Source organism: Agromyces sp. GQ35 (assembly GCF_059758475.1).
Genome location: NZ_JCAXEO010000001.1, coordinates 490,585 through 514,646 on the forward strand (window position 1 = coordinate 490,585; position 24,062 = coordinate 514,646).

A 24,062-nucleotide genomic window follows, 5' to 3' on the forward strand; every position below is an offset into this window, starting at 1 on the left:
TGAAGCTTGGCGTTCCGATGTTGGAGCGACCACTGAGTCCATCGGCGGCGTGGGTTGAGGCTCAATCTCAAATCAGTCGAGGAGCGAGTCCGACCACTTGGCGGGCGTAGCAGGTACGACCGCGAGTTCATCTTCGAGTTGCTGGCGGCCTATGGCCGGTCCTCGAGCAACATCACCCGGCTTCGCAATGGCTCTCTGAACGTCGCGAACGATGCTACGACCGAGGTCGCTCAGAAGAACGTCGTCTACTTCAAACAAACCGCAGACGACCTCTACGCCGTCATCGACGACCTCCGCAGCGCGCCCAGCGTAGTTCGTTACAGCACACGCTTTGTCATCGTCACGGACTACACGGATCTGCTGGCCGTCGATACCAAGACGGGTGAGACGCTCGCAATCCCGATCTCGGATATCGACAAGAGCTTCACGTTCTTCTTGCCGTGGGCGGGCATGGAGAAGGCGCAGTATGTTGCCGAGGCTCATGCCGATGTCAAGGCTGCCCAGCGGATGGCGAAGCTGTTCGACGAGCTGCTGGCGATCAACCCAGAGCTGAACACCACGACGCTCGGACGTCACGCGCTCAATGTGTTCTTCGCCCGCCTGCTGTTCTGCTTCTTCGCGGAGGACACCAGCATCTTCCGCGAGGGGCAGTTCACACAGGCGGTCGGCACCCTGACGCAGCCCGATGGCACGGACGTCAGCCAGTTCCTGACCGACCTCTTCGCCGCTCTCGACACCGCCGACCCTGCCGACAAGCCGACGCACTTGGCGCGCTTTCCCTACGTCAACGGGCGCTTGTTCACGGTCGAAGAGCACCATACGGTGCCGGCCTTCAACAAGAACGCCCGCGACTTGTTGCTGGAGAGCGGTCAGCTGCTGTGGAACGAGATCAACCCGGACATCTTCGGCTCCATGTTCCAGGCGGTCGTCACGCCCGGCCAGCGCTCCGATCTCGGGCAGCACTACACGTCGGTACCGAACATCCTCAAGACCATCGAGCCGCTGTTCCTCGACGGACTCAAGGAGCAGTTCGACGCGGCGTTCGACAGCGCTCCCAAGCTGGAGGCTCTGCTGCGGCGCATCTCCCAGATCAAGGTCTTCGACCCTGCCTGTGGATCGGGAAACTTCCTGGTCATCGCCTACAAGGAGCTGCGCAAGCTCGAGCACGCCATCCTCGAGCGCCTCCAGGCCTTGCAGCGAGAGAAGTTCACATTCAGTCTGCTGGGCTCCCGGATCAACGTCGAAAACTTCTACGGCCTGGAAATCGACGATTTCGCTGTCGAGGTTGCGATTCTCTCGCTCTGGATCGCCAAGCACCAGTCGAACGTTGAATTCCGCGAGAAGTTCGGCATTGACTTGCCGCTGATCCCGCTTAAGGAGGCGGGGAGCGTGCACCAAGGGAACGCAATCACTCGTGACTGGAACGAGGTGTGTTCGAACGATGGCGATGAAGAAATCTACGTGATTGGAAACCCGCCTTACCTTGGTAGCCGAAACCAGTCGACCGAGCACAAGCGAGATCTGCAGTCGGTCACACCGCGATACAAGAGTCTCGACTACGTCAGCGCTTGGTTCATCAAGGGCGCTGAGTACATTCGAGGGACCAAGGCCGAGCTGGCGCTCGTGTCGACCAACTCGGTTACCCAGGGTGAGCAAGTTGGTCTCCTCTGGCCTGACGTCCTCGGCGACGACCTCGAGATCGGCTACGCCTACACCTCATTCCGGTGGTCGAACCAAGCAAAGAACGCGGCAGGCGTCACATGCGTCGTGGTGGGAGTTCGGAATAAGAGGGACGCTGCAAAGTTCATATTCTCCGACGAGCTTCGGTACGAAGCGAAGAGGATCAATCCGTACCTTGCTGACGGGCCCGATATCTGGATCGGCCGTAGGAGTGCGCCCCTGAGCCCGGCCCTCCCACGGCTTGGCTTTGGCTCGATGCCAAACGACGGCGGGAATCTCTTGATGACCGATGAACAGCGGGATGCTCTTCTGGCACGACGGCCAGAAGCATCTCGATTCCTTCGGGGCTTCAGCGGTTCCGATGAGTTCATCAAAGGCAAGACTCGCTGGTGTCTCATTATCGAAGACGACGACGTGGAGGCGGCACGTCAGATCGATGAGATCGCAACACGGTTGGAGCGAGTGCGCGTACACCGCGCGAAGAGCACCGAAAAGTCAACCCGCGCATTGGCTGAGACTCCTCATCGGTTCTACTTCTTTGCTCATCGAGACAGCAACTCGGTTATCGTCCCAGCCACGAGCTCCGAGCGCCGCAAGTACATTCCGATCGGCTATCTCGACAGGGACACGGTCATCTCGAACTCGGCCAATGCTGCGTATGGGGTGCAACCGTGGACGTTCGCACTTCTCACATCCACCATGCATATGACCTGGGTGCGGGCAGTCGCGGGTCGGATGAAGACTGACTATCGCTACTCCGGAACAATCGTCTACAACAACTTCCCGGTGCCCCACCTGACCGTTCCGGCCAAGGATCAGCTCACCGAAGCAGCCCTCCGCGTGCTCGACGTGCGTGAGTATCACTCGGAGAAGACGCTGGGAGAGCTGTATGACCCGGACTTGATGCCCGATGATCTTCGGCTGGCGCATCAGCAGCTGGACCATGTTGTCGATGCCGTATACCGCAATCGGGGCTTCGAGAGCGACGAGGAGAGATTGTCATTCCTCTTCGGTATGTATGGACAAATGACTGCCGAGGAGAGCGCCCGTGGCTGATATCAAGAAGCCTGTGAACGTCGTCAACGTGCAGTACGCACAGACCGGTAGCAGCGTCCACACCAACGAGCTCGGCATGCGTGAAATGCAGCGACGGGTCTGGGAGCAGCGCGTTGCGCAGCATCTACTGATCAAGGCGCCGCCGGCCTCGGGGAAGTCCCGCGCACTGATGTTCGTTGCACTCGACAAGCTCTACAACCAGGGCCGCGAGAAAGTCATCGTCGCTGTGCCCGAGCGCTCCATCGGCGGATCGTTCGCCACGACCAACCTGACGCGGTTCGGCTTCTTCGCGGATTGGGAGATCAAAGACGAGCACAACCTCTGCATACCGGGGTCCTCGTCGGGCAAGGTGCAGCAGTTCATCGACTTCCTGAACGGATCGGACGCCACGCTCGTCTGCACGCACGCGACCCTGCGCTTCGCCTACGAGAAACTGCCTGCGTCAGCCTTCGACGGCACGGTGCTCGCGATCGACGAATTCCACCACGTCTCTGCAGACACTTCGAGCAACCGTCTGGGTGACCTCCTCAAGGGCGTCATGGCCGGGTCGGATGCCCACATCGTGGCAATGACTGGCTCCTATTTCCGTGGCGACTCGGTGCCGGTGCTTTCGCCGGAGGACGAAGCCAAGTTCACGCCGGTCACGTTCAACTACTACGACCAGCTCAACGGCTACGAGCACCTGAAGTCGCTCGGAATTGGGCATCACTTTTATCAGGGTCGCTACACAAGCGCCATCCACGAGATCCTCGATCTGGACAAGAAGACAATCATCCACATCCCCAACGTCAACAGTGGCGAGTCCACCAAGGACAAGATCGAGGAGGTCGGATTCATCCTCGACGCCATCGGTGACATTGTTGGGACCGAGACGGAGGAATCCAACGTTATCCGGATACGCCGCCGGGACACCGGGCAGATTCTCCTCGTGGCTGATCTAGTCGACGACAACGACCAGATCGCTAGAGCGGAAACCCTTCACTACCTAACGACGGTGGCATCCAAGGAACGCGAAGCGATCGATATCATCATCGCGCTCGGAATGGCGAAAGAGGGATTCGACTGGCCATTCGCTGAGCACGCTCTCACGGTGGGATATCGAGCTTCTCTGACTGAGGTCATTCAGATCATCGGTCGCGTCACCCGCGACAGTGCCGGCAAGCAGCACGCCCAGTTCACGAACCTGATCGCCCAGCCCGACGCGACGACCGATGAGGTGAAACTGTCGGTCAACAATATGCTCAAGGCGATCACCGCTTCGCTGCTAATGGAGCAGGTTCTCGCGCCGAACTTCATGTTCAAGACGAAGACCGGCAACGACGATTCGCCCCAGCCAGGCGAGCTGAGGATCAAGGGCTTCAAAGAGCCCTCGACAGATCGGGTGAAGCAGATCGTTGCGACAGACCTAAACGATCTGAAGGCGACGATCCTGCAGGACGACACGTTTATCAAGGCCGCTGCGGGTAACCTCGACGCTGAGGCGACGAACAAGGTGCTGATCCCGAAGATCATTCGGGATCGCTACCCCGACCTTGATGAGTCCCAGGTTGAGGAGCTTCGTCAGCAGGTCGTGGTGGACTCGGTGATCAAGAATGGCGAGGTGCGCGATGTCGGGGACAAGAGGTTTATCCGCATGTCGGACAAGTTCGTCAACATCGACGACATTGATATCAACCTGATCGACAGGGTGAACCCGTTCCAGCGGGCCTTCGAAGTGCTGTCCAAGTCGGTCACTCCGCAGGTGCTGCGCATCATCCAGGACACGATCACCGCCACCCGGATCGAGATTAGCGAGGAAGAGGCGCTGCTGCTGTGGCCGAAGGTCCAGCAATTCGTGAAGGTCAGCCGTCGTCAGCCGGACGTACGCAGTATCGACCCGGCTGAGAAGCGCTACGCTGAGGCATTGCTGTTCTTGCGGAAGAAGAAGCAGGAGCACGACGCCCAGCAGAGGTTGCAGCAGCCATGAGCGCGGCCGACTTCCAGAGCATCTTCGACTCCGATGAGGACGGCCTGCTCGAAACACCGGAGAAGCCCCCCAAGCTGACGTCCGCGGATCGGCTCGAGCGCTCGTTCCGTGAGATCATCGAGTTCTATCGCGAGCACGACCGTCGGCCGAGCTCGGACATCCGCGAGATCGCGGAGCGGAAGCTTGGCGCACGCCTGGATGGCATCCTCGCGAACGAACAAAAGACTGCAGCGTTGAGGAACCTTGACGAGTTCGGACTGCTCGAGGAGCCCACTGCGCCCGCGTCCCTCGACGACCTGCTCGGTACCGATGACCTCGGTCTGCTCGAAGATTCCACTGGGCTTCTCGACACCTCCGACCTCCCACAGCGCAAGAGCCCCGAAGCGATCGAGGATGTCGCCAAGCGAGTGCGTGCCGATGATTTCGAACAGTTCGAGCCGTTGTTTCATCAGAAGCACGCGGAACTCGCCGACGGCACCTCGAAGCTAGTTGCGTTCCCGGGCATCCAGCACATCTCCGAGGGAGCAGTCTTCGTGCTGAACGGTGTCATGCTGTTCATTGCCGAGGTCGGAGAGACTGAGTATAAGGAGTCGACGGTTCGGGTGAACCGTCGTGAGCGACTTCGCGTCATCTTCGAAAACGGCACCGAGTCGTCGATGTATCGACAGTCCATGGGGATTCGTATGGGAGAAGGGCACGGATTGGCTGTTGTTCCGACCGAGTTCAACACGATTCTCACGGACGACGAGGAGACCGGATACATCTACGTACTCCGCTCTTTGAGCGACGATCCGCACATCTCGGAGATCAGCGACCTCCACAAGATTGGCTTCTCCCGCGGGCCCGTGGAAAAGCGAATCGCTAACGCGTCGAAGCAGCCAACGTACCTAATGGCTCCGGTCGAGATCGTCGCAAGCTACCGCACGTACAACATGAGGACCTCGGCACTTGAGCACCTGCTGCACAGAGTGTTCGCCGAGGTTCGACTGGACGTTTCGCAGGTGGGTCGCGACGGTCGAACCTACGAGCCATCCGAGTGGTACGTCGTCCCGCTCGAGATCATCGATCAGGCCGTTTCGTTCATCACTTCGGGTGCGATCGTCGACTACGACTACGACGCTGAAAGCAAGAAGCTGAAGCTGAAGCTGCGCCGCTGACCACGCATGCGCTGTTCGTCGAACACCGATTGTCGGCCAGCCCCAGCCACCGAACTTCGACCGGTCGCACCAGTTCTAGAGCCACAGCCACGTCCCCTCTGCGCAAGAACCTCGAACTACAGCTACGGTCGTCTGCGCGGGCGGCGAAGGTAAGCACTCTTGGGGGCCATGACGTCGGAGGTCAACAGTTCCGCGGCCCCGCGCGGCGTGGGTGTAGCTGAGCCAGGCGGCCAGGCTTGCCTTCGGTCTGCTCAGTTGGCCGCGTACACCCACGCGTCGCCGCCCGAGGCGAGGTGTGCGCGGACGCGGCGGTAGTCGTCGACCTCGTAGTCGTCGGCTGCGGCGAGCTGTTCGGCGGTGACCTCGAGGACGGCGCCGTCGACCCGATCGGCGGGGTCATCGGTGCGCTCGAGAATCGGGTGTTCAGCCTCGCCACTCAAGGCCACGACCGCCGGATCGGCGATGCGCAGCATCCGGAGCCGCCAGCCCACGAGCGCGTCGGTGGTCGTGGGCAGCTCAGTGCCGAACAGCTGCCGCTGCACCTGTGGCAGGCGCAGGGTGCCGTAGCTGAAGAGGCGTTCGGTTGCGGGCATGATTTGAGGGTAGCGGCGAGCCCGCGGCATCCGTGAAGAGACGCTCGTGAGCTTGTGACCGGCGCGTCATCCCAGGCCGGCCCACTGCCTGCGATCTTGTCGACGTGACGCGTTAATGTCGCGCCGGGCGAGGTGCAGGGCCTCGCCCGCGAGAGACGCGACGGTCCGAGCCATCGTCATCGCCTGCGTTCGGTGATCCACGTGGAGTACGGTCACGGTCACCTCAGGGCTTCCGAGGCAGTGACCGAGGTCGATCCGAAGGCGCTCGGATTCGGCGAGCCTCATCAGGGCTTCGGCGCCGATCCATCCCGGGTGGCCGGCGATGGCATCGCGGGCGACGTCGAGCTTTCGGTCTGCGTCCTCGATCGCGTGGTGCAGGAGGTTCACGGGAGGCATCGGCACCGCCGCGCGCTCGCGGGCCGACGCGATCGCGGCTTCCAGCGCCGCATGCGCCGTGTGCAGTCGGTTCAGGTGGGCGAGCGGGTCGGTGTTGACGCCGGCCGGCGGGAGGCCGGCAAGCGCCGCCTGCAGCTCGACGATCGCGTTCGCGACGCTGCGGGAGTGGGGCTTCTCGAGCGCGACGGCGAGGTCCCGTCGAGACTCCTCGACGATCGCGCCGAGCATTGACTCTGCTCGCAACGCCTCGACCTCGAAGGACTCCACCGCATCGAGGAGGGTCGCTGCTCGCCGTACCGATTCGGTGGATGCTTCGAGCGCGAGATCGCCCTGCTCGCGCTGCCCCGCCATACGCCGTCGCTCGGCCACGCCCACGCTGTGCTCGGCGAATGCGAGCAGCTGCTCGGCCTCCGCGGGGTTGGCCTCCACGTCGGTGAGCGCCTCGCGCGCGTAGCGGGCGGCGAGCTTGTCGGTGGTGTCGCGGGCGTCTGGAATGCGAGCGCGGAGGCGCGAGACATCCGCTCGCACGCCCGCGATGATCTCGGGAGCCCGCCGCGCTCGAGCGACTTGGGCGGCGAGTGCGGAGGTCTGCTCATCGAGCACGTGGCCGATCTCCTCGCACAGCTGCACGATGAGCCGGTAGCGCGCCAGCACCTCTTCGGCGGTGCCGGGGATCGCCTCGTGATTGAGCCGGTTCAAGCGGAACGCGTCGCTCAAGTCTCTGCGTACGGCGATGAGCGCTTCGCTCGCGAACGCGGTGGCGTGAGCACCCAGCTCCGCCTCGGCGAAGCCGAGCTCGTCGGAGGTGACGCGGATGCGCTCGTCGGCGGCGAGCACGGCAGATGCAGCCCGCTTCGCCAGCTCGGCGTCGTGGACTGCGAGTTCTTGCGCTCCGAACCTGCGCCTGACCCTGAACCCGGCCATGTTCCGATCCTATGTTCGTCGCTCGGCGCCCGCTATGGACCTGGGAACCTTGTTCGACCAGTGCAACGAGACGCCTGCTCTGTCACCATCGAAGTATGAGCGACCCGACGAGGGCGCCCGCCGGCTGGTACGAAGACGGGTCCGGCGCGCGGCGGTACTGGGACGGCGACGCCTGGACGCAGTACGTCGCGCCCGCTGCCGAGACCGTGCCGTCGTCGCAGCTCGGGCCCGACTCGGCGACCACCGAAGTGGTGCCGACGGGTGGTGACGGCCCGACGATTCCATTCGTGTGGGGGTCGCGGGGGTCGGATGCCGCGGGGCGCAGCTACCGCGATACCCCGACGACGCCATACGCGGCGACGGCGGCGACGGCTCCGTACGCAGCGACCGCTCCGACCACGCCGTACGTGGCCGTCAACGCGAGCACCGACGCGACGACCGAGAGCTACGCCGCACCTTTGGCGACGGTGCTGCGGGGGCATCCGTTCACCGAGCCGTCGAACCCCGGGCCGCACGTGGTGGGCGTCATCGCACTCGTGGTCGCAGTCGTGGGGCTCGTGGTCACGTTCATCCCCGCCGCGAGCGGCTTCGCATGGATCCTGGTGCCCGTCGCGCTCGTGCTCTCGATCATCGGCCTGTTCCTGCGCGGCGCGAAGTGGCCTGCGATCACCGGGCTCGTCGTGTCGATCATCGCCGCGGTCGTCGGGCTCGTGATGTTCGTGAACTTCGTCGTCGGGTCGGTCGGCGACGTGATGGACGGCATCGACGAGGCGATTCCCGACGTGCCGGCGCTTCCGCTGCCCGAGCCCGACCCCGTGCCCGAGCAACCCGAGGTGCCGGACGCGGGCGACCTCGCGTTCGGCGAGACGATGACCTGGGACGACGGCGTCGCGCTCACGGTCTCCGTGCCCGAGCCGTACACCCCGAGCGACTTCGCGGTCGGCGCGACGCACGCGAGCAACGTCGTGTTCACGCTGACGATCACCAACAACTCGACGGCGGAGCTGCAGCCCCTGCCACTCCCGAGCCTCTCGTCGAGCGATCAGGACGTGAGCCAGATCTTCGACATCGGCAGCGATGTCTTCACGCCGGGTGACGACGTCGGCTTCCCGCCGGTGGACGCGATCGCGCAGGGCGGATCAGTGAGCTGGCGGGCCGCCTGGTCGGTCGACGACCCGAGCTCCCTCACGCTGGAGGTGGCGCCGAGCCTCCTGCATCCGAGCGCGACGTTCACGAATGCGCCCTAGTCGGCGAGCGTTCGCTCCTCGACCCCCGCGACGCTGTTTCACAGTACCGTCGCCCTGCTAGCGTGTGCCCATGCCAACCCCGGTGCAACCCCTCGTCGAGTCGATGTTCGCCGGGGTCGAGGCCCTCGATGTCGATGCCGCGACCGCCCCGATGCGCAACGACATGGTGCTCTACGACCCGCACTACCCGTATCCCGACATGGTCGGCATCGCCGCCGTGCGCGATGGGCTCTCGTGGGCGTTCACGCAGATGTCGAGCATGCGCTTCGACATCGAGCGATGGTTCTTCGATGCCAACGGCACCTCGGTCGTGGTCGAGACCTCCACCCACCACGTGCTCAAGATGGGCGGCAAACGCCTCGACTTTCCGCAGGTGTTCGTGATCGACACCGACGGCGAGCACCTCACGAAGATGCGCGCGTACGAGCCCTACGGCCCGCACGGCATGACGGGCTTCGGACTGAAAATCGGGCACGCCGTGTACCGGCTCACGCACCGGCGGGGCTCGAGCGTCACGCCGTCGAGCTGAGAGACGCCCCGCCCAACGCCTGGTGCGCGAGGACGCAGGCGCGACATCCATCATCGCCTCCCCCTCAACCGCGTTGTGGGATGCTGCCAAACCAGCCAGCCGACCGACGACGCGCATCGTGGAACCCGCAGAGATCACGACCCACCCACAACAGCCGAGTTACGCTGCGGGCATGAGCGCATTCCGACCCCCAACAGCCGATATCGCCTTCATCCTCGAGCACGTGGTGGACTACGACGCAGTCGCGCTCCTCCCCGGGTATGAGCACGCCGACCTCGAGACGGTCTCCGAGATCCTCGATGAGGCCGGCAACTTCATGGCCGAGGTCGTGGCACCCACCAACCGTGCCGGCGACCTCGAGGGTTCGAAGCTGAACTCCGACGGCTCCGTCACCACGGCCACCGGCTTCAAAGAGGCCTACTCGGCCTACGTCGACGCCGGCTGGGGCTCGGTGCCGCTACCCGAGGCGTTCGGCGGTGGCGGATTCCCGCGCACCATCGGCCTCGCGCTCCAGGAGCTCATGGCGACCGCCAACATGGCGTTCGCGCTTGCGCCGCTGCTCACGCAGGGCGCGATCGAGGCGCTCCTCCACTACGGCAGCGACGAGCAGAAGCAGCAGTGGCTGCCGAAAATGGTCACCGGCGAATGGGCCGGCACCATGAACCTCACCGAGCCGCACGCCGGCTCCGACGTCGGCGCCCTCACCACGAAGGCGGTGAAGCGCGCCGACGGCAGCTACGGCATCACCGGTCAGAAGATCTTCATCACCTTCGGCGACCACGACCTCAGCGAGCAGATCGTGCACCTCGTGCTCGCTCGCACCCCCGACGCGCCGGCCGGCACGAAGGGCATCTCGATCTTCATCGTGCCGAAGTTCCTCATGAACGACGACGGCTCGCTCAGCGAGCGCAACGCGGTGCACACCGTCGGCGTCGAGCACAAGATGGGCATCCACGGTTCGCCCACCTGCGTGCTCTCGTACGAAGACGCGACCGGTTACCTCGTCGGTGAAGAGAACATCGGCATGCGCATCATGTTCGTCATGATGAACAGCGCCCGGCTCTCGGTCGGCATGCAGGGCCTCGCCGTGTCGGAGCTCGCCTACCAGCAGTCGCTCGACTACGCGCGGGAGCGCCTGCAGGGCCGCGCGATCGGCGCGACGCAAGACTCCCCCATCATCGACTTCCCCGACGTGCGCCGCATGCTCATGACCCAGAAGGCGTACATCGCCGCGATGCGCCGCATGATGCTGCTGACCGCGACCTACACCGACGTGTCGACGCACCACCCCGACGCCGCCGTGCGCGCCCGGGCGAACGAGATCGTCGGCCTGCTCACGCCCGTCAACAAGTCGTTCGGCACCGACCTCGGCAACGAGCTCACCTCGCTCGCGCTGCAGATCCACGGCGGTATGGGGTTCATCGAAGAGACCGGCGCAGCACAGCACTACCGCGATGTGCGCATCGCGGCGATCTACGAGGGCACCAACGGCATCCAGGCCGCCGACCTCGTGGGCAGAAAGCTCCCGGTTCGCGACGGGGCATCCGCACTCGAGTTCATTGCCACCATGCGCGAGCTCGACAATGAGCTCGCGGCGGCCGGTGACGAGTTCGCCTCGATCCGCACGCAGCTGAACGCGCAGCTCGACACCCTCGAGCAGACAACGGCGTGGATGCTCCGCACCGGCGCCACCGACCCCAACGCCGTGTTGTCGGGGTCGACTCCGTACCAGCGCATCTGGGGGCTCGTGCTGGGTGGCTGGCTCATGGCGAAATCCGCGCTCGCCGCCCGTGGACTCGATGCCGACGGCATCGCGGAGTCGCAGTTGCCGCTGGCCCGGTTCTACGCCGAGCAGCTGCTGCCGCAGGCGGCCGGCCTCGCCGGCGCCGCCACGGCCGGCTCGCGCGACCTGTTCGCCCTCGACGCTGACGCGCTCGGCGATGTCGTGCGCCGTGGGGCGCGCGTCTGAGTTCGTTCGGCACCTGCACGATCACGGGCGGGCTGACCGCCATCACGTGCGGAGGGCGCTCAAGACCGGGTCGGATGCATCGGGGTAGGGCCGGCCGCCGCGCTGAAGAGCACGTTGCCCCTCTGCTGCAAGGCGCGACTACTCGACCGCGCGCTCGCGGTTCGACGGCTCGGCCGCCTTCGCTGCGCTGGCCGCCTCCGGCCCCGGCGCCGGTGCTGGCGCTGGAGGCTCGAGTCGACGGCGCGTCACGAGGTAGGAGCCGAGCAGCACGAGGACGAAGCCGACGATCGTCCACACGGTGATGCGCTCGCCGAGCACCAGCACGCCGGCCGCGATGGCCACGGCCGGGTTCACGTAGGTGATGGTCGTCGCCTTCACCGGCCCGATCTCGGCGATCAGCCCGACCATGAGCAGGAACGCGAGGGCGCTGCAGACCACGGCGAGCACGATGATCGCCACGATCACCTCGGGCGAGGGCACGGCGGTCGGCCAGCCTCCGGTCAACAACACGAACGGGATGTAGATGACGGCGGTCGCCGCGAGCGACACGGCCACAACCCCGACGCCCGGGAGATCCGACATCCATCGGGCGAGGATCGCCGGGCCGAGTGCGTACCCGACGACCACGATGCCGATCTCGGCGACCGCCAGCAGGTCGGAGCCCGCGACATCGAACCCCACGAGGGCGGCGACGCCGAGCATGCCGAGCACGATGCCGACCCAGTTCACGCGCGAGAGCCGAGTCGGCTGCCCCATCGCGAACGCGACGGCCACACCGGCGAGCGGCACGGCGGCCAGCAGCAGCCCAGCGGTCGAACTCGGCAGTCGCTGCTCGGCTGAGCTGAGGAAGTACCACGGCAGCACGATCTCGACGATCGTGTAGACGAGCATCGGCTTCCACCGCCGCACGACCGACACCACCTCGCGCCGGAAGAACGCGAGCGGCACCAGCAGAATGGCCGCGAGGCCGGCGCGCGCCAGCACCACCATGCCGGGCTCGAGCTCGCCCACCGCCACCTTGATGAAGAGGTACGGGATGCCCCAGGCGATGCCGAGCGAGACGAACAGGATGAGTCCGCGACGAGTCACTCGCCCATTGTGATCGCTGCCGCCGCCAGCCGCCGACAACGTGCTGCCGAGTGGGCGCGAAATCCTGCCGAACGCGTCAGTCGAAGATGCCGTCGAGCACGCTGCCGATGACGAGGCCGCCGAGGATGCCGCCCATCAGGTCGCCGCCGCCACCGCGGCGACCGCCGCCGCCCCAGCCCTGGCCGCCCCACTGTCCGGGATCTTGCGGACGCGACGAGTCGATGTCGCGCTGCGCGAGCTGCAGTGCTTCGGCCGCGAGGTACGCGACGCGGCGGGCCATCGCCATCGCCTGCTCGCGGTGATCTTCGCCGATGACGGCGACCGTCGCGGCGGGTGCGCCGAGGAAGTGGTCGAGGTCGAGCCGGATGCGGTCGGACTCGGCCAGGCGAGTGCGCGCGTCGGCACCGATCCAGCCGCGGTGCCCGGCGATGACGTTGCGGGCGACGGCGAGCTGCCGGTCGGCGTCGTCGATGGCGTGGTGCACGTGCTCGATGGGCGGAATAGGGCGGGCCGCGCGCTCGCGAGCGACGGCGATCGCGGCATCCAGCCCCGAGTTCGCCTCGCGCAGACGGCTCAGCTGGGCGAACGGGTCGGTGTTGACGCCGGCCGGCGGCAGGGCGGCGAGGGCGCCCTGCAGCGCGGTGATCGCCGTCGTGACCGCAGCGGTGTGCGGCTCCTTGAGCGCGACGGCGAGATCGCCGCGGGAATCCTCGACGATCGCCGCCAGGGTCGACTCGGCGCGCAGCGCCTCGACCTCGAAGGTCTCCACCGCATCGAGCAGCGTCGCGGCCCGGCGCACCGATTCCGTCGACGCCTCGAGCGCGAGGTTGGCCTGCTCGCGCTGCCCCGCCTCACGCCGGCGCTCGGCCACGCCCGCGCTGTGCTCGGCGAATCCGAGCAGCTGCTCGGCCTCGGCCGGGTTGACCTCGACCTGGGCGAGCGCCTCGCGCGCATAGCGGCTGGCGAGCCGTTCGATGGTCTCGCGGGCGTGCGGAACACGGGAGCGCAGGCGCGCAGCATCCGCTCGCACTCCGGCGATGATCTCGGGAGCCCGGCGCGCACGCGCGATCTTCTCGGCGAGCGCCGAGGTGCGCTCGTCGAGCACCTCTTCGGCCCACTCGCACAACTGCGCGATACGGGCGTTGCGCTGCCGCAGCTCGTCGGCGGTGTCGGGAATCTCGTCGTGGTTCAGCTGGTTCAGCCGGAACGCCTCGCCCAGATGCTCGCGCACCGCGGCGAGTGACACGCTCAGCTCCATGGTCGCGTCGCGCCCGAGCTCGGCCTCGGCGAAGGCGAGCTCGTCTGCAGTGACGCGGATGCGCTCGTCGGCGGCGACCAGGGCGCTGCCGGCCCGCTTCGCCAAGTCGGCGTCTTGGGCCTGGAGTGCAGCATCGTCTTCGCGTTTGCGCTTGCCCCAGAATCCGGCCATGCATTCGATCCTAAGGGCGGCGCAGAGGGGCCGCGCTGAGAGCCGGCTGCGAGCAGCTTCGCGCGGGGAGAGCACCCGAACACTCCCCCCGCGCACGAGCTGTCGCAGCAGCGGAACCCTGCCGAGCCATCCCCCCGGTTGGCCGATCGCGTCAAGCGATCCTGCAGCGACGCAGACACGCGCCCTCTGTCGCGTGTTGGTCACGCTACGGGCCGGGAGCGCACGCGGCAACGCCAAGATTTCAGATGATGAACAGCGGATGCCTCGGCGCGCGAGCCGCGGCATCCGTCGCCGTCGATTCAGCCGTCGACCTCGCCGGCGCTTCAGGCGCCCGACTGCCCCAAGCGGTCGCTGCCGAGCTGCAAGGAGAGGCGCGCTGCGGCCTGCTGCAGGCGCTGCACGAGGGCGGGATCGGCCCGCTCGACGTCTTCGGTCGGCAGCGACACGGCGAGTGATGCGGTGATGCCCCCGGCGCTCACCGGCACGGCGACACAGGTGTAGCCGATCGCGTACTCCTCGCGGTCGACGACGCTCTCACGCGAGCGCTCCAGCTGGTCGAGCAGCACGCGCCGGTCGCTGATCGTGTGCTGCGTGAGTTCGGCGAGCGGATGCCGCGACACGTAGTCGAACCGCTGATCTTCGGGCAGCACGGCGAGGATCTGCTTGCCGAGCGCCGTCGCGTGCGCGCTGCTGTGCAACCCGACCCAGAGCTCGACCCGCGGATTGTGCACGGCATCGACGATGTCGACGAGGTGCACCTCACCGTCTTCGTAGCGCGAGAGATACGCCGTGGCGCCGAGCTCTTCGGTCACCCCGCGGAGCGCGCTGCGCACTCGCGAGAGGAACACGCCGTGGGCGGCATCCCCCGAGAGGAATGCCGGGAACCGGTCGCCGAGCAGCAGCCCGTCGGGTTCGCGCGCGAGGTATCCCTCGTGCACGAGCGTGCGCACCAGGTTGTAGGTGGTGCCGGGGGTCAGGCCGCTCGCCGCGACGAGCGCCTTCACGGGCATCGGCCGCGGCTCGTTGGCGACGATGTCGACCAGCCGCAAGGCGCGTTGCACCGAGCCGATCAGAGTCGGATCCGATTCTCGAGCGTCACGTGACGGCATCGGTTCTCCCCACTGCACCTGCGCTCATGCTAACGCCGCGGGTGCGCCTGCGACGCGTTTCGTTGCTTCGTGAGACGCGTCGGACGATGGATGGGGCGACTCGGTCGTCTACCAGACCATGGAGCCGATCGACCCCGTGGTGCAGCGCTCGATCGCCGCGGCACGGCGCAGGAGCGCGATGTCGGCGTCCGTCGGAAGGTCGGCGCCGACGCGACCGACCGTGACGGCGGCAGCCGCGGCAGCGAAGGTGCCGATGCGTTCGAGGTCGGACCGGTCGAACGCGTCGACCGGAGCATCCGAACGCAGGATTCCGGCGAGCAGCGCCGCCATGAAGCTGTCCCCCGCACCGACCGTGTCGCGCACGTCGACGGCAAACGATTCGACCACGACGCTGTCCGCCGGAGTCGCGATCACCGCCCCGTCGCGACCGCGCGTCATCGCGGCGACGCTGACGCCGGCACCGAGCAGGCGGTCGAGCACCGATCCATGCGACTCGCCGGGATACAGCCACGCCGCGTCCTCGTCGCTGAGCTTCACCACGTCGGCGAGTTCGACGTATCGCTCGAAGGCGACGCGTGCGTCGGCACAATCCCCGATGAGCGCCGGCCGTATATTCGGGTCGATCGAGACCAGCACCCCGGCCGGTCGTGTGCTGAGCGCAGCGGCGACGCGCGTCGCACCGGGTTGCAGCAGGAGCGCGATCGACCCGGCATGCACCACCCGTGCCGCCTCGGTCACGATCGGCTCGGTCACCCGCCACTCGATGTCGAAGGCGTAGCGGGCGGAACCGTCGGGGTCGAGTTCGGCGAGCGCCGTCGAGGTGCGCTGCAGGCTGATCGAAGCGGGCTCCACCAGAACTCCGGATGCCTCGAGCCGATCGAGAATCGTCCGGCCGTCGTCATCCGCGGCGAGCGCCGTGCGCAGCCTGGTGCGCACACCGAGCCGAGCCAGGCCGAGCGCGACGTTCGCCGGCGACCCGCCCGGAGAACGCGTGAGCTCACCTCGCGACCCCACCAGGTCCATCACCGCTTCGCCGATGACGAGCACGTCTTCGCCGGCGGCCGGCGGCTCGTGCTCAACCATGGGTCGCCGCGCCGGGAACCGAGAGCTGGGGCGCCAGCCCCGCGACATCCGCCGGGATCGTCAGACGCCCACCGACCCACGAGACCGGCACGGGGTCGATGATCTCGCCGATCCACTCCCCCGTGGGCGACGTGTTGCGGAACGCGAGCAGCTGCCACACCCCAGCACGGTCGAGCACGAGCCGCCCGACGTAGAGCGACTCGTCGGCGACGCGGTATGCCCCGGCGATGTCGAAGGGCCCGGCAGGGTCGTCGACGTTCACCGCCCAGATGCCGCCACGCTCGCCGCGCGCCCTGCGCTCGCTCGAGAGCTCCGAGCCGAGGCACGAGAACAGCAGCACCCAGCGCCCATCGACCTGCTCGAGCTGCAGCACCTCGAGCTGCCCGAAGCCCGAACCGACCACCGAGCGCGGCGGCTCGACCCGCCACGTCTCGAGATCGGCCGACCACGCGGTGCCCACGACGCCCCGCGACGACGGGTCGCCGGCATTGGCGCGGGCGGTCAGGAGCATCCGCCACCCCTCTCCCGAAGGGTCGCGGAACACCCACGGGTCGCGCCACGCCTCGTCGGGCCAGGCTCCATCGGCGAGCCGCTCGTACCATCGCGGGTCGGGGGCGACGAGCGCGCGACCCGTCGTCGACCAGTTCACGAGGTCAGCGGATGTCGCGGAGCCGACCCGCTGCACGAGTCCGCCGTGCTCGCGGTCGACGCCCGTGTAGAACATGCGCCACGTGCCGTCGTCGGCGCGCACCACGGAACCCGTCCACGTGGCGAGGTCGTCGAACGCCGGAGCATCCGAGGGAACGATCGCGTCGGCGAGCTCGGTCCACTCGACGAGGTCGGTGGAGACGGCGTGGCCGATGGTTGCGCGCCAATGCCGACGGTCGGGGTCGTGCAGTGCGCGTGAGGCCTTGAGGAAGAAGAGGTGGAACTGGTCGCCGTCGTCGGCGAACCAGAAGTCCCACACCCAGGATGAAGCAAGTCGAAGCATGTGTGCCCTCGTTCAGGTCGGTGGAGTCGGTGAAGTCGGTGGAGTAGCCGGTCGGAATGTGCGAGTGGGTACCGGGCGGCGGCCGAGTCAGCGCGCCGGGCCCGCGACCGACGCCCGTTCCACGATCGGGCAGTCGAGCAGCACGGGGTGCGCGCCGAGCACCGGCACCCCGGCAGTGCCCACGCCCCCGGCATCGCCCTCGATGAGCGAGGCGAGTGTCTCGACGGCCCACGCGCCCATCTCGTAGTGGGGCAGCGCCACGGTGGTGAGCGGTGGATACAGGCTCGAGGCGATCGGGTCCTGGTCGTCGAAGCCCACGATCGAGACGTCGGCCGGGATCACCAGGCCGAGCTCGGCCACGGCCCGGTAGGCGCCCATCGCCATGCGGTCGTTGTAGCAGAACACCGCGGTGGGGCGCGTCGCGGGGTCTGCTCCATGGTCGAGCAGGCCCATGGTGGCCTCGTAGCCGCCGATCGCCTCCGACTCGGCCTCCGCGACGAACCGGTCGGGGTCGAGGCCGGCCGCCATCATGCCGTCACGGTAGCCCTGCAGACGACCGCGGGTGGCGGGCACGTCGACCGAGCTCGCCGCGAACGCGATGCGCCGGTGCCCGCGGCGAACGAGCAGCTCGACGACGGATGCCGCGCCGGCCCGCTCATCGGGCAGCACCGACGGGATCTCACCATCGCGGTCGCGCGCACCGATCAGCACCGCCGGAACCGCGTGCAGTTCATCGGGCGGCACGACCTCGTCGTGGTAGACGGTGGCATAGATGATGCCGTCGGCCTGCCGGTCGATGAACGCCTGGATCTGCGAGGACTCGACCTCGACGCTCGTGCTGAGCCGGGAGTTGATGATCGCGAGGGTGAGGTTGTTGCGACTCGCCTCCTCCTGCGCGCCGAGGATGATGCGACCGGCGTGCGGGGTGGTGGCGATCTCCTCGGTGAGCAGCCCCACCATGCCCGACGCCTGCGTGCGAAGGCCGCGCGCGAGCCGGTTGGGCTGGTAGCCGAGCTCGGCCGCGAACTCGCGCACACGAACCTTCGTCTCGTCGCTCGTGCGGGTGTGCGGGGTGTCGTTGAGCACGTGCGAGACGGTCGTCACCGAGACGCCCGCCGCCGCCGCGACGTCGCGTATGCCGACCTGCTTGCGAGGCATCCGTCTCCCTGTTCTCATCTCACCGTCTCACCTTCGTACCAGTTCGTACCCGACCCCGCGCCCTGCACCCCGCGATCGCCTACCCGGGGGCGATCGCCGGGGTCGCCCTGAACGCGTTCGCAGCACGGTCGACGACGACTTGGGCATCGGTTCCGGAATCCAGGATCGTGTTCCGCGTCGAATCTGAGTCGACCCGAACGGCCGTGACGGCGAGGCTGTCCGAAGCCTCGGTCGTCAACAGGGCGTCCACCTGGGCTGCGAAGCAGGAGTCGCTCGACGTGGTGCGCACCTCCATCGCGACGACGTGGTTGCTCGAGACGTAGTTGCCGCCTCCCGCCACGAGTCGGATGATGACGGGGGTCGCGCCGGCCGGCCGGATGGTCTGCGTGTCGACCACCTCGGAGAAGTGGTTGCCGATCACGGAATTGTTGCTGCCGTCGACGCTGAGGAGTCCGAAGAGGTCGTCCAGTCCGTTCCCGACGCCCAGGAACGGGGTCCACGGCTCTTCGTCGCGCAGGAAGTGGTTCGTGGCCACGAGGTTCTCCGAGCTGTTCGCCGCGAGCACCACCATGCCGGGGGAGAACGAGTGCAGACGGTTGCCCGTGACACTCGAACGCGTGACGCCATGGAGATGGACGCTGCTCGCGCCACGGGGGAACACGTTGTTGGCGGTGATCAGCAGCCCGCCGTGATTCTCGGCATAGATCGAGTAGCCCTTGAAGCCGGCTCCGATCAGGTTGTCAGTGATCTTCGACGCCTGTCCCCACCCGCGCAGCTCGATGCAGCTGCCGCATTCGGCGATGAAGTTGTCGTGCACTGAGAGCGCGTCGGCGTTGTAGATCGTCAGCGCGTGCTCGAGGTACACGAACCCCATGCCGGTGATGCGGAACGAGTCGTTGGCGCTGCCGACGTAGATGCCCGTCTTGCCGTTGACGTAGGTGTTCTCGGGGTGCAGCTCGGAGCCGTCGCCGACGAAGTGCATCCCGTCGATGCAGAAGTTCGCGAACTCGACCGAGCTGATCCGGGGGCTCCCGCTTCGCTCGATCACGAAAGCGGCACCCGCGGACTCGTTCGCCTCTGCCGCCCCTGCCGCCTCCGCCTCCGCCTCCGCGACGGGAAGGTCCACGACGATGCGGCTGCCGCCGGGCCACAGCTCGTGCAGATCGGGCCACTCGTCTTCAGGGACGTTGAACCGGATGCTCGACGAGGTGAAGCCGTGTCCCGAGCCCTCGATCCTGAGGAAGCTGACGTCGATCACCACCTGCGTACGAAGGTGGTAGTCGCCCGGCGGTACGTAGATCACCGCGCCGGGCTTGCCGCCGTGGTGCTCGTCGGTGGCCGTCTGCCGCGCCTTGATGTCGGCGATGATGCTGTTGATGACCTCGCCGACATCCTCGGCCGCGTTGCCGACGGGCCACGTCGTCACGTCGTAGCAGTTGACGCTTGGCATGGCGTGATCGCCTTTCGTGTCGTGAGTTCTCGGGCCTCGGCCGCGCAGGTGCGACGTGTTCGCGCCAGTCATGTGCCGTCGCTCAGCCCTTGACGGCGCCGAGGGTGAGCCCGGCGACGATGTGCCGCTGGAGGAGGAGGGTGAGGAGGATGACGGGTACGGAGTAGACGGCGGCGAGCGCCGTCATGCCCGCCCAGTCGAGGCCGAACTGGGTCTGGAAGTTCGCGATGACGATCGGCGTCGTCTGCGCCCGCACGCTCGTGAGCAGGAGGGCGAAGAGGAACTCGTTCCATGAGGCGAGGAACGCGAAGATCGCCGTGACGGCCAGGCCGCCCGTGACCACGGGCAGCACCACCCGCCACAGGGCCTGCAGCCTGGAGCATCCGTCGACCTTCGCCGCTTCGTCGAGCTCGTCTGGCACCGCTTCGAAGAAGCTCGCCATGAGCCAGATCGACAGTGGCAGCGAGATCGTCGTATGCGCCAGCGCGAGGCCGAACGAGGTGTCGGTGATGCCGAGGTTGCGCATCACCTCGATGAGCGGAGCGCCGACCGCGATCGTCGGCACCATTCGCGTCACGAGCGCCGCGACGATGAACACGCGCCCGCTCGGGGTTCGGAATCGCGTGATCGCATACGCCGCGGGCACCGCGAGCACGAGCGACAGTGCCGTCGAGATCACGGCGGTCACGACGCTGTTCACGAGCGCCGCCGGCACGCCGGCACGGCTGAGCGCCGACACGTAGTTGTCGATGGTCCACACTTCGGGGAGCACCGACGGCGGCACGGCGATCGCGTCGAGCGGTGTCTTGAACGACGTCAGCAGCAGGTAGAGGAACGGGAATCCGTACAGTACGAGGGCAGTCGCGAGCAGCACCCAGAGGATGAGTCGGCTTGTGCGGCCTCGGGTTTCGAGGGGGTTCATCGGGCGTTGCCTCCCGGTCGCCAGATCAGTGCGATGGCCGCGATCGACACGGCGAGCATCGCGATCAGGTACACGGTGCCCATCGCGCTCGCGAGGCCCGGATCGCCGAACCGCGTCATCGTGCGGTAGATGAGCAGGCTGAGCGTCGTCGTGCTGCCCTGCGGGCCGCCGTCGGTCTGGATGAGGATGATGTCGAACGCGCGTGCCGCGTCGATGCCGCGCACGATCAGCGCCACGGCGATGACGGGCCGCAGCAGCGGGATGATGATGCTGAACAACAGTCGCCAGAAGTTCGCGCCGTCGATGCGCGCGGCCTCGACGACGTCACCCGGGATGTTCTGGAGTCCCGCGAAGAGCACGAGCGTGATGAACGAGGTCGTCAGCCAGATGTCGGGGATCGCGACCGAGAAGAGCGCGATGTTCGGATCGCTCAGCCACTGGATCTGGTCGGGGCTCGAGATCACGCCCCATTCGAAGAGCAGCTGGTTCACGATGCCGAAGTTGTCGATCAGCAGGAACCGCCACAGGAGGCCGGCGACGACGGGCGCGATCATGAGCGGATACATGAAGAGCGTGCGGAAGCCGTTCGAGCGCCGGCCGAGCGCCGTGAAGAGCAGCGCAACCGCGAGACCGAGCACGAACTCCGCGGTGACGACGATCGCGGTGTAGAGGAGGGTGCGAACGGATGCGCCCTGGAACGCCTCCGAGGCGAACGCCGTCGCGTAGTTGTCGAAGCCGACGAACTCGCGGGGGCCGCCCGCGATGGGCGAGATCTCGAAGAAGCTGTCGGTGACGAACTTCACGAGTGGCCAGGCGACGAAGACGGCCAGGAAGATCGCGGCCGGAAGCATGAGCATGAGGGCGAAGCGACGGTCGCTCATGCTCCGGCGGGGCGGGCGGAGCCGGCGGGGCGGGATGCCGCCCCCGGCCGGGGCGACGGTCGTCGCCGCCCCGGCGGGTGCAGTGCTGGTGGAGACGGTCATCGGTCTACTCGACGATCGCCTCGATCTGCGCCTTCGCGTCGGCGAGGAGTGCGGCGTTGTCGGCCCCGGGCTCCACCGCCTTCTGCAGCAGCGGCACGAGCACGGAATCGACGATCTCCTGCCACTGCGGCGTCGCCGGACGGGCGAGCGTCTGCGGGGCGTTGAGCGTTTCGAGCAGCGCCTCATAGTGCTCGTTGCCCTCGCCCACCTTCGACTCGAACGCCGAGACACGGGCCGCGAGGCCGAGCGAGGTGTCGAGCGAGAGCTCGTTGTGCTCGTAGGCGAAGCTGATGAACTCCTTCGCCTCGTCCTGCTTCTCGGATGCCGTCGGCACCGACAGGTACCACGCCCCGGGCACGCCGGCGATTCCGCCGGGCCCGGCGATCATGGGTGCGGCGCCGATCGAGTCCTTCACGACCGAGTCCTCGGGCGTGGAGGCGTAGGCGTGTCCCCAGAACCGCATCATCGCGAGCTGCCCCTGGTAGAAGAGGTTCTGCGAGCCGCCCCAGTCGATCTGTGCGGCGCCCGAGGGCGCGTACGGGAGGAGGCTCGTGTAGAAGTCGAGCGCCTCGAGGTGCTCGGCGTCGTCGATCGTGACCTCGCCGCTCTCGGCGTCGAGCACCATGTGCTCCTCGCCGGCCTGCGAGACCGTCGCGAGCCACTCGGTCTCGACGGCGCCCTTCACATCGGTGCCGTAGAGGTCGGTCTGGCCGTCGCCGTCGGTGTCGCGCGTGAAGAACTCCGCGACATCCGTGTACTCCTCCCAGGTGGTGGGCGGAGCGAGCTCGTAACCGTACTTCGCCTGGAAGTCCGCCTGCTCCTTCGGGTCCTCGAAGAGGTCGGTGCGATAGAAGAGGATCTCGGAGTTCGTCCAGACCGGCATGCCGACGAACGCGCCGTCGACCTGCGCCTCGCTGACCAGCCCGGGGAAGAGGTCGCCTTCCACCTCATCGGTGAAGAGGTCGTCGAGCGGAACGACGCCGTCGGCGAACGCGCTCAGCCAGATCGCGTCGAGCGCGGCGACGTCGAACGAGACCTGCCCCGACGAGAGCTCAGAGGAGATGCGGTCGTAGAGGCCGGCGTACGGCAGCTCGACGAGCGTGACGGTGGTGCCGGTCTCCTCCTTGTAGGCGTCGGCGACCGGCTGGAGTTCGGCGAGCCCGCCTCCTTCGACGAGCACGGTCAGTTCGTCGGATCCGGCGGCCGCCTCGCCGCCGCCGACGCCGCAGCCCGACAATGCCAGCGTCGATGCCCCGAGGGCAGCGATCGTCATGGTGAGGCGGGTGCGCGTGGCGAACGCGGTCTTTCGTGTGCGAAGCTCCATTACTTCGACTCCATTCGTGTGTGGTGTCAAGGGTGTTCGGGATGTGCCTAAACGTTTTGCCAAAACGATTCGGCATGAGCATATGTCGCGACTGACAACGTGGTCAATACTTCGCTGGTGCCAAAATTTCGGGTCGTGATTTTGGCAGGTGCAGCCCGCCTCGCGCGCCTGGCGCTCACGACGCCGACAAGTGCTCGCAAGTGCATCTCGCCGAATTGCAGGCGAACCATCCCGACCTCGCGCACTTCTTCCACAATGATGGGGAGGTGGACATCTCCTCCTCCGTCTGGAACGAAAGCGCATGAAGCGACACGGCGCGGCCAAACGCACACTGCTTGCCGTCGTGCTGGCGGCATCCCTCATGAGCGGAGCGCTGACCGGCTGCGGCTTACTGCCGTCGGGTATGGGCACGGAGAAGGGGCCCGCCGACTACGGAGACGTGGCGGGTGCCGTGACGGCCGCAGAGCCCAGAGTGGTGGCGGTGGAGGACGTCGGCCGCCACCTGAACGGCTTCGCCTATGCGCTCGATCTCTCGCTCGTGACGGACTCTGCCGAGCCCTTCACTGCTGAGGAACTCGATGCGGTGGTCGAAGCGATCTGGGGAGCCCTGCCGTGGGAGCCGAACACGATCAGCATCACCGCCGGCGCGGACACGGCGGAGGGGCACGAGATCGTCGACCTCAGGGCGGCTGCCGCGGAGCTCGAACCTCTCGGCGTCACGGACGCAGGAACGGGCGGCGTCAGCCTGACCGGTATGGACGCGCGCTACGGCGAGTGGACGGCACCCGACTGAGCGGTCGCGGGCTACTGTTCCGTCTTCGGGGCGCCGGCTTGCGAAGAGCTTGCCGGCGCGGAAAGTTCTCGTGCGTCTGAGTGACGCCTGCAGCGTCGCGCTCGGCTGAGGCGGGCGTCGGCCAGCTTCGGGCCTGCATCACTCCGGCACGCTCTTTCGGTACTTCGGTACTTCGGTACTTCGGTACTTCGGTACCGGTTTTGGCGCCTCGACA

At 66.9% G+C, this 24,062-nt stretch carries 19 protein-coding genes; 7 read left to right on the top strand and 12 right to left on the bottom strand.

Features of this window, described 5'->3' with window-relative positions:
* The first annotated feature begins 54 nt into the window (after positions 1 to 54).
* From AC6CH0_RS02335 to AC6CH0_RS02345, 3 genes are read left to right on the top strand one after another with little or no spacing between them, the layout of a single operon-like run.
* Positions 55 to 2,736, top strand: a complete 2,682-nt coding sequence (locus tag AC6CH0_RS02335; protein ID WP_498098055.1) for a DNA methyltransferase — start codon at positions 55 to 57, stop codon at positions 2,734 to 2,736.
* Positions 2,729 to 4,702: a DEAD/DEAH box helicase gene (locus tag AC6CH0_RS02340; RefSeq protein WP_498098056.1), complete on the top strand. Its 1,974-nt coding sequence runs from the start codon at positions 2,729 to 2,731 to the stop codon at positions 4,700 to 4,702. The genes AC6CH0_RS02335 and AC6CH0_RS02340 overlap by 8 nt, the downstream gene beginning before the upstream one ends.
* Complete coding sequence (locus AC6CH0_RS02345) at positions 4,699 to 5,859, top strand: GIY-YIG nuclease family protein (RefSeq protein WP_498098057.1); 1,161 nt, start codon at positions 4,699 to 4,701, stop codon at positions 5,857 to 5,859. The genes AC6CH0_RS02340 and AC6CH0_RS02345 overlap by 4 nt, the downstream gene beginning before the upstream one ends.
* A 251-nt stretch (positions 5,860 to 6,110) precedes the next feature.
* On the opposite strand, the gene AC6CH0_RS02350 is transcribed toward AC6CH0_RS02345, so the two are convergent.
* Positions 6,111 to 6,452 (bottom strand): gamma-glutamylcyclotransferase family protein, encoded by a 342-nt coding sequence (locus AC6CH0_RS02350; protein WP_498098058.1) that lies wholly within the window; start codon positions 6,450 to 6,452, stop codon positions 6,111 to 6,113.
* A 66-nt stretch (positions 6,453 to 6,518) separates the two neighbouring features.
* Positions 6,519 to 7,772, bottom strand: coding sequence for a hypothetical protein (locus AC6CH0_RS02355; RefSeq protein ID WP_498098059.1), 1,254 nt, complete (start codon positions 7,770 to 7,772; stop codon positions 6,519 to 6,521).
* 95 nt (positions 7,773 to 7,867) lie between these two features.
* On the opposite strand from AC6CH0_RS02355, the gene AC6CH0_RS02360 reads away from it, so the two are divergent.
* The 3 genes from AC6CH0_RS02360 to AC6CH0_RS02370 all read left to right on the top strand — a co-directional run bounded on the left by AC6CH0_RS02360 (position 7,868) and on the right by AC6CH0_RS02370 (position 11,517).
* Positions 7,868 to 9,019 (top strand): DUF2510 domain-containing protein, encoded by a 1,152-nt coding sequence (locus AC6CH0_RS02360; RefSeq protein ID WP_498098060.1) that lies wholly within the window; start codon positions 7,868 to 7,870, stop codon positions 9,017 to 9,019.
* Between the two features lie 70 nt (positions 9,020 to 9,089).
* Positions 9,090 to 9,548, top strand: coding sequence for a nuclear transport factor 2 family protein (locus tag AC6CH0_RS02365; RefSeq protein WP_498098061.1), 459 nt, complete (start codon positions 9,090 to 9,092; stop codon positions 9,546 to 9,548).
* Between the two features lie 172 nt (positions 9,549 to 9,720).
* Positions 9,721 to 11,517: an acyl-CoA dehydrogenase gene (locus tag AC6CH0_RS02370; protein WP_498098062.1), complete on the top strand. Its 1,797-nt coding sequence runs from the start codon at positions 9,721 to 9,723 to the stop codon at positions 11,515 to 11,517.
* Positions 11,518 to 11,655: 138 nt separating this feature from the next.
* On the opposite strand, the gene AC6CH0_RS02375 is transcribed toward AC6CH0_RS02370, so the two are convergent.
* From AC6CH0_RS02375 to AC6CH0_RS02420, 10 genes are all read right to left on the bottom strand, one after another.
* Positions 11,656 to 12,606, bottom strand: coding sequence for a DMT family transporter (locus AC6CH0_RS02375; protein ID WP_498098063.1), 951 nt, complete (start codon positions 12,604 to 12,606; stop codon positions 11,656 to 11,658).
* A 76-nt stretch (positions 12,607 to 12,682) separates the two neighbouring features.
* Entirely contained in the window at positions 12,683 to 14,035 is a 1,353-nt protein-coding gene (locus AC6CH0_RS02380) for a coiled-coil domain-containing protein (protein WP_498098064.1), read from the bottom strand.
* 323 nt (positions 14,036 to 14,358) lie between these two features.
* A complete protein-coding gene (locus AC6CH0_RS02385) occupies positions 14,359 to 15,096 on the bottom strand; it encodes an IclR family transcriptional regulator (RefSeq protein ID WP_498098065.1) in 738 nt (245 codons plus the stop codon).
* 156 nt (positions 15,097 to 15,252) lie between these two features.
* Positions 15,253 to 16,227 (bottom strand): carbohydrate kinase family protein, encoded by a 975-nt coding sequence (locus AC6CH0_RS02390; protein ID WP_498098067.1) that lies wholly within the window; start codon positions 16,225 to 16,227, stop codon positions 15,253 to 15,255.
* Positions 16,220 to 17,218, bottom strand: coding sequence for a glycosyl hydrolase family 32 (locus tag AC6CH0_RS02395; RefSeq protein WP_498098069.1), 999 nt, complete (start codon positions 17,216 to 17,218; stop codon positions 16,220 to 16,222). The genes AC6CH0_RS02390 and AC6CH0_RS02395 overlap by 8 nt, the downstream gene beginning before the upstream one ends.
* 87 nt (positions 17,219 to 17,305) lie before the next feature.
* Complete coding sequence (locus tag AC6CH0_RS02400) at positions 17,306 to 18,376, bottom strand: LacI family DNA-binding transcriptional regulator (protein WP_498098071.1); 1,071 nt, start codon at positions 18,374 to 18,376, stop codon at positions 17,306 to 17,308.
* A 79-nt stretch (positions 18,377 to 18,455) separates the two neighbouring features.
* Positions 18,456 to 19,826: a right-handed parallel beta-helix repeat-containing protein gene (locus AC6CH0_RS02405; protein ID WP_498098073.1), complete on the bottom strand. Its 1,371-nt coding sequence runs from the start codon at positions 19,824 to 19,826 to the stop codon at positions 18,456 to 18,458.
* Positions 19,827 to 19,908: 82 nt separating this feature from the next.
* Positions 19,909 to 20,748, bottom strand: a complete 840-nt coding sequence (locus AC6CH0_RS02410) for a carbohydrate ABC transporter permease (RefSeq protein WP_498098075.1) — start codon at positions 20,746 to 20,748, stop codon at positions 19,909 to 19,911.
* The gene (locus tag AC6CH0_RS02415) at positions 20,745 to 21,629 is read right to left on the bottom strand and encodes a carbohydrate ABC transporter permease (protein ID WP_498100988.1); all 885 of its coding nucleotides are present in this window, start codon (positions 21,627 to 21,629) and stop codon (positions 20,745 to 20,747) included. The genes AC6CH0_RS02410 and AC6CH0_RS02415 overlap by 4 nt, the downstream gene beginning before the upstream one ends.
* A gap of 106 nt (positions 21,630 to 21,735) precedes the next feature.
* Complete coding sequence (locus AC6CH0_RS02420; protein ID WP_498098076.1) at positions 21,736 to 23,055, bottom strand: ABC transporter substrate-binding protein; 1,320 nt, start codon at positions 23,053 to 23,055, stop codon at positions 21,736 to 21,738.
* A 301-nt stretch (positions 23,056 to 23,356) separates the two neighbouring features.
* On the opposite strand from AC6CH0_RS02420, the gene AC6CH0_RS02425 reads away from it, so the two are divergent.
* Positions 23,357 to 23,848 (top strand): hypothetical protein, encoded by a 492-nt coding sequence (locus AC6CH0_RS02425; RefSeq protein WP_498098077.1) that lies wholly within the window; start codon positions 23,357 to 23,359, stop codon positions 23,846 to 23,848.
* Positions 23,849 to 24,062 lie beyond the last annotated feature (214 nt).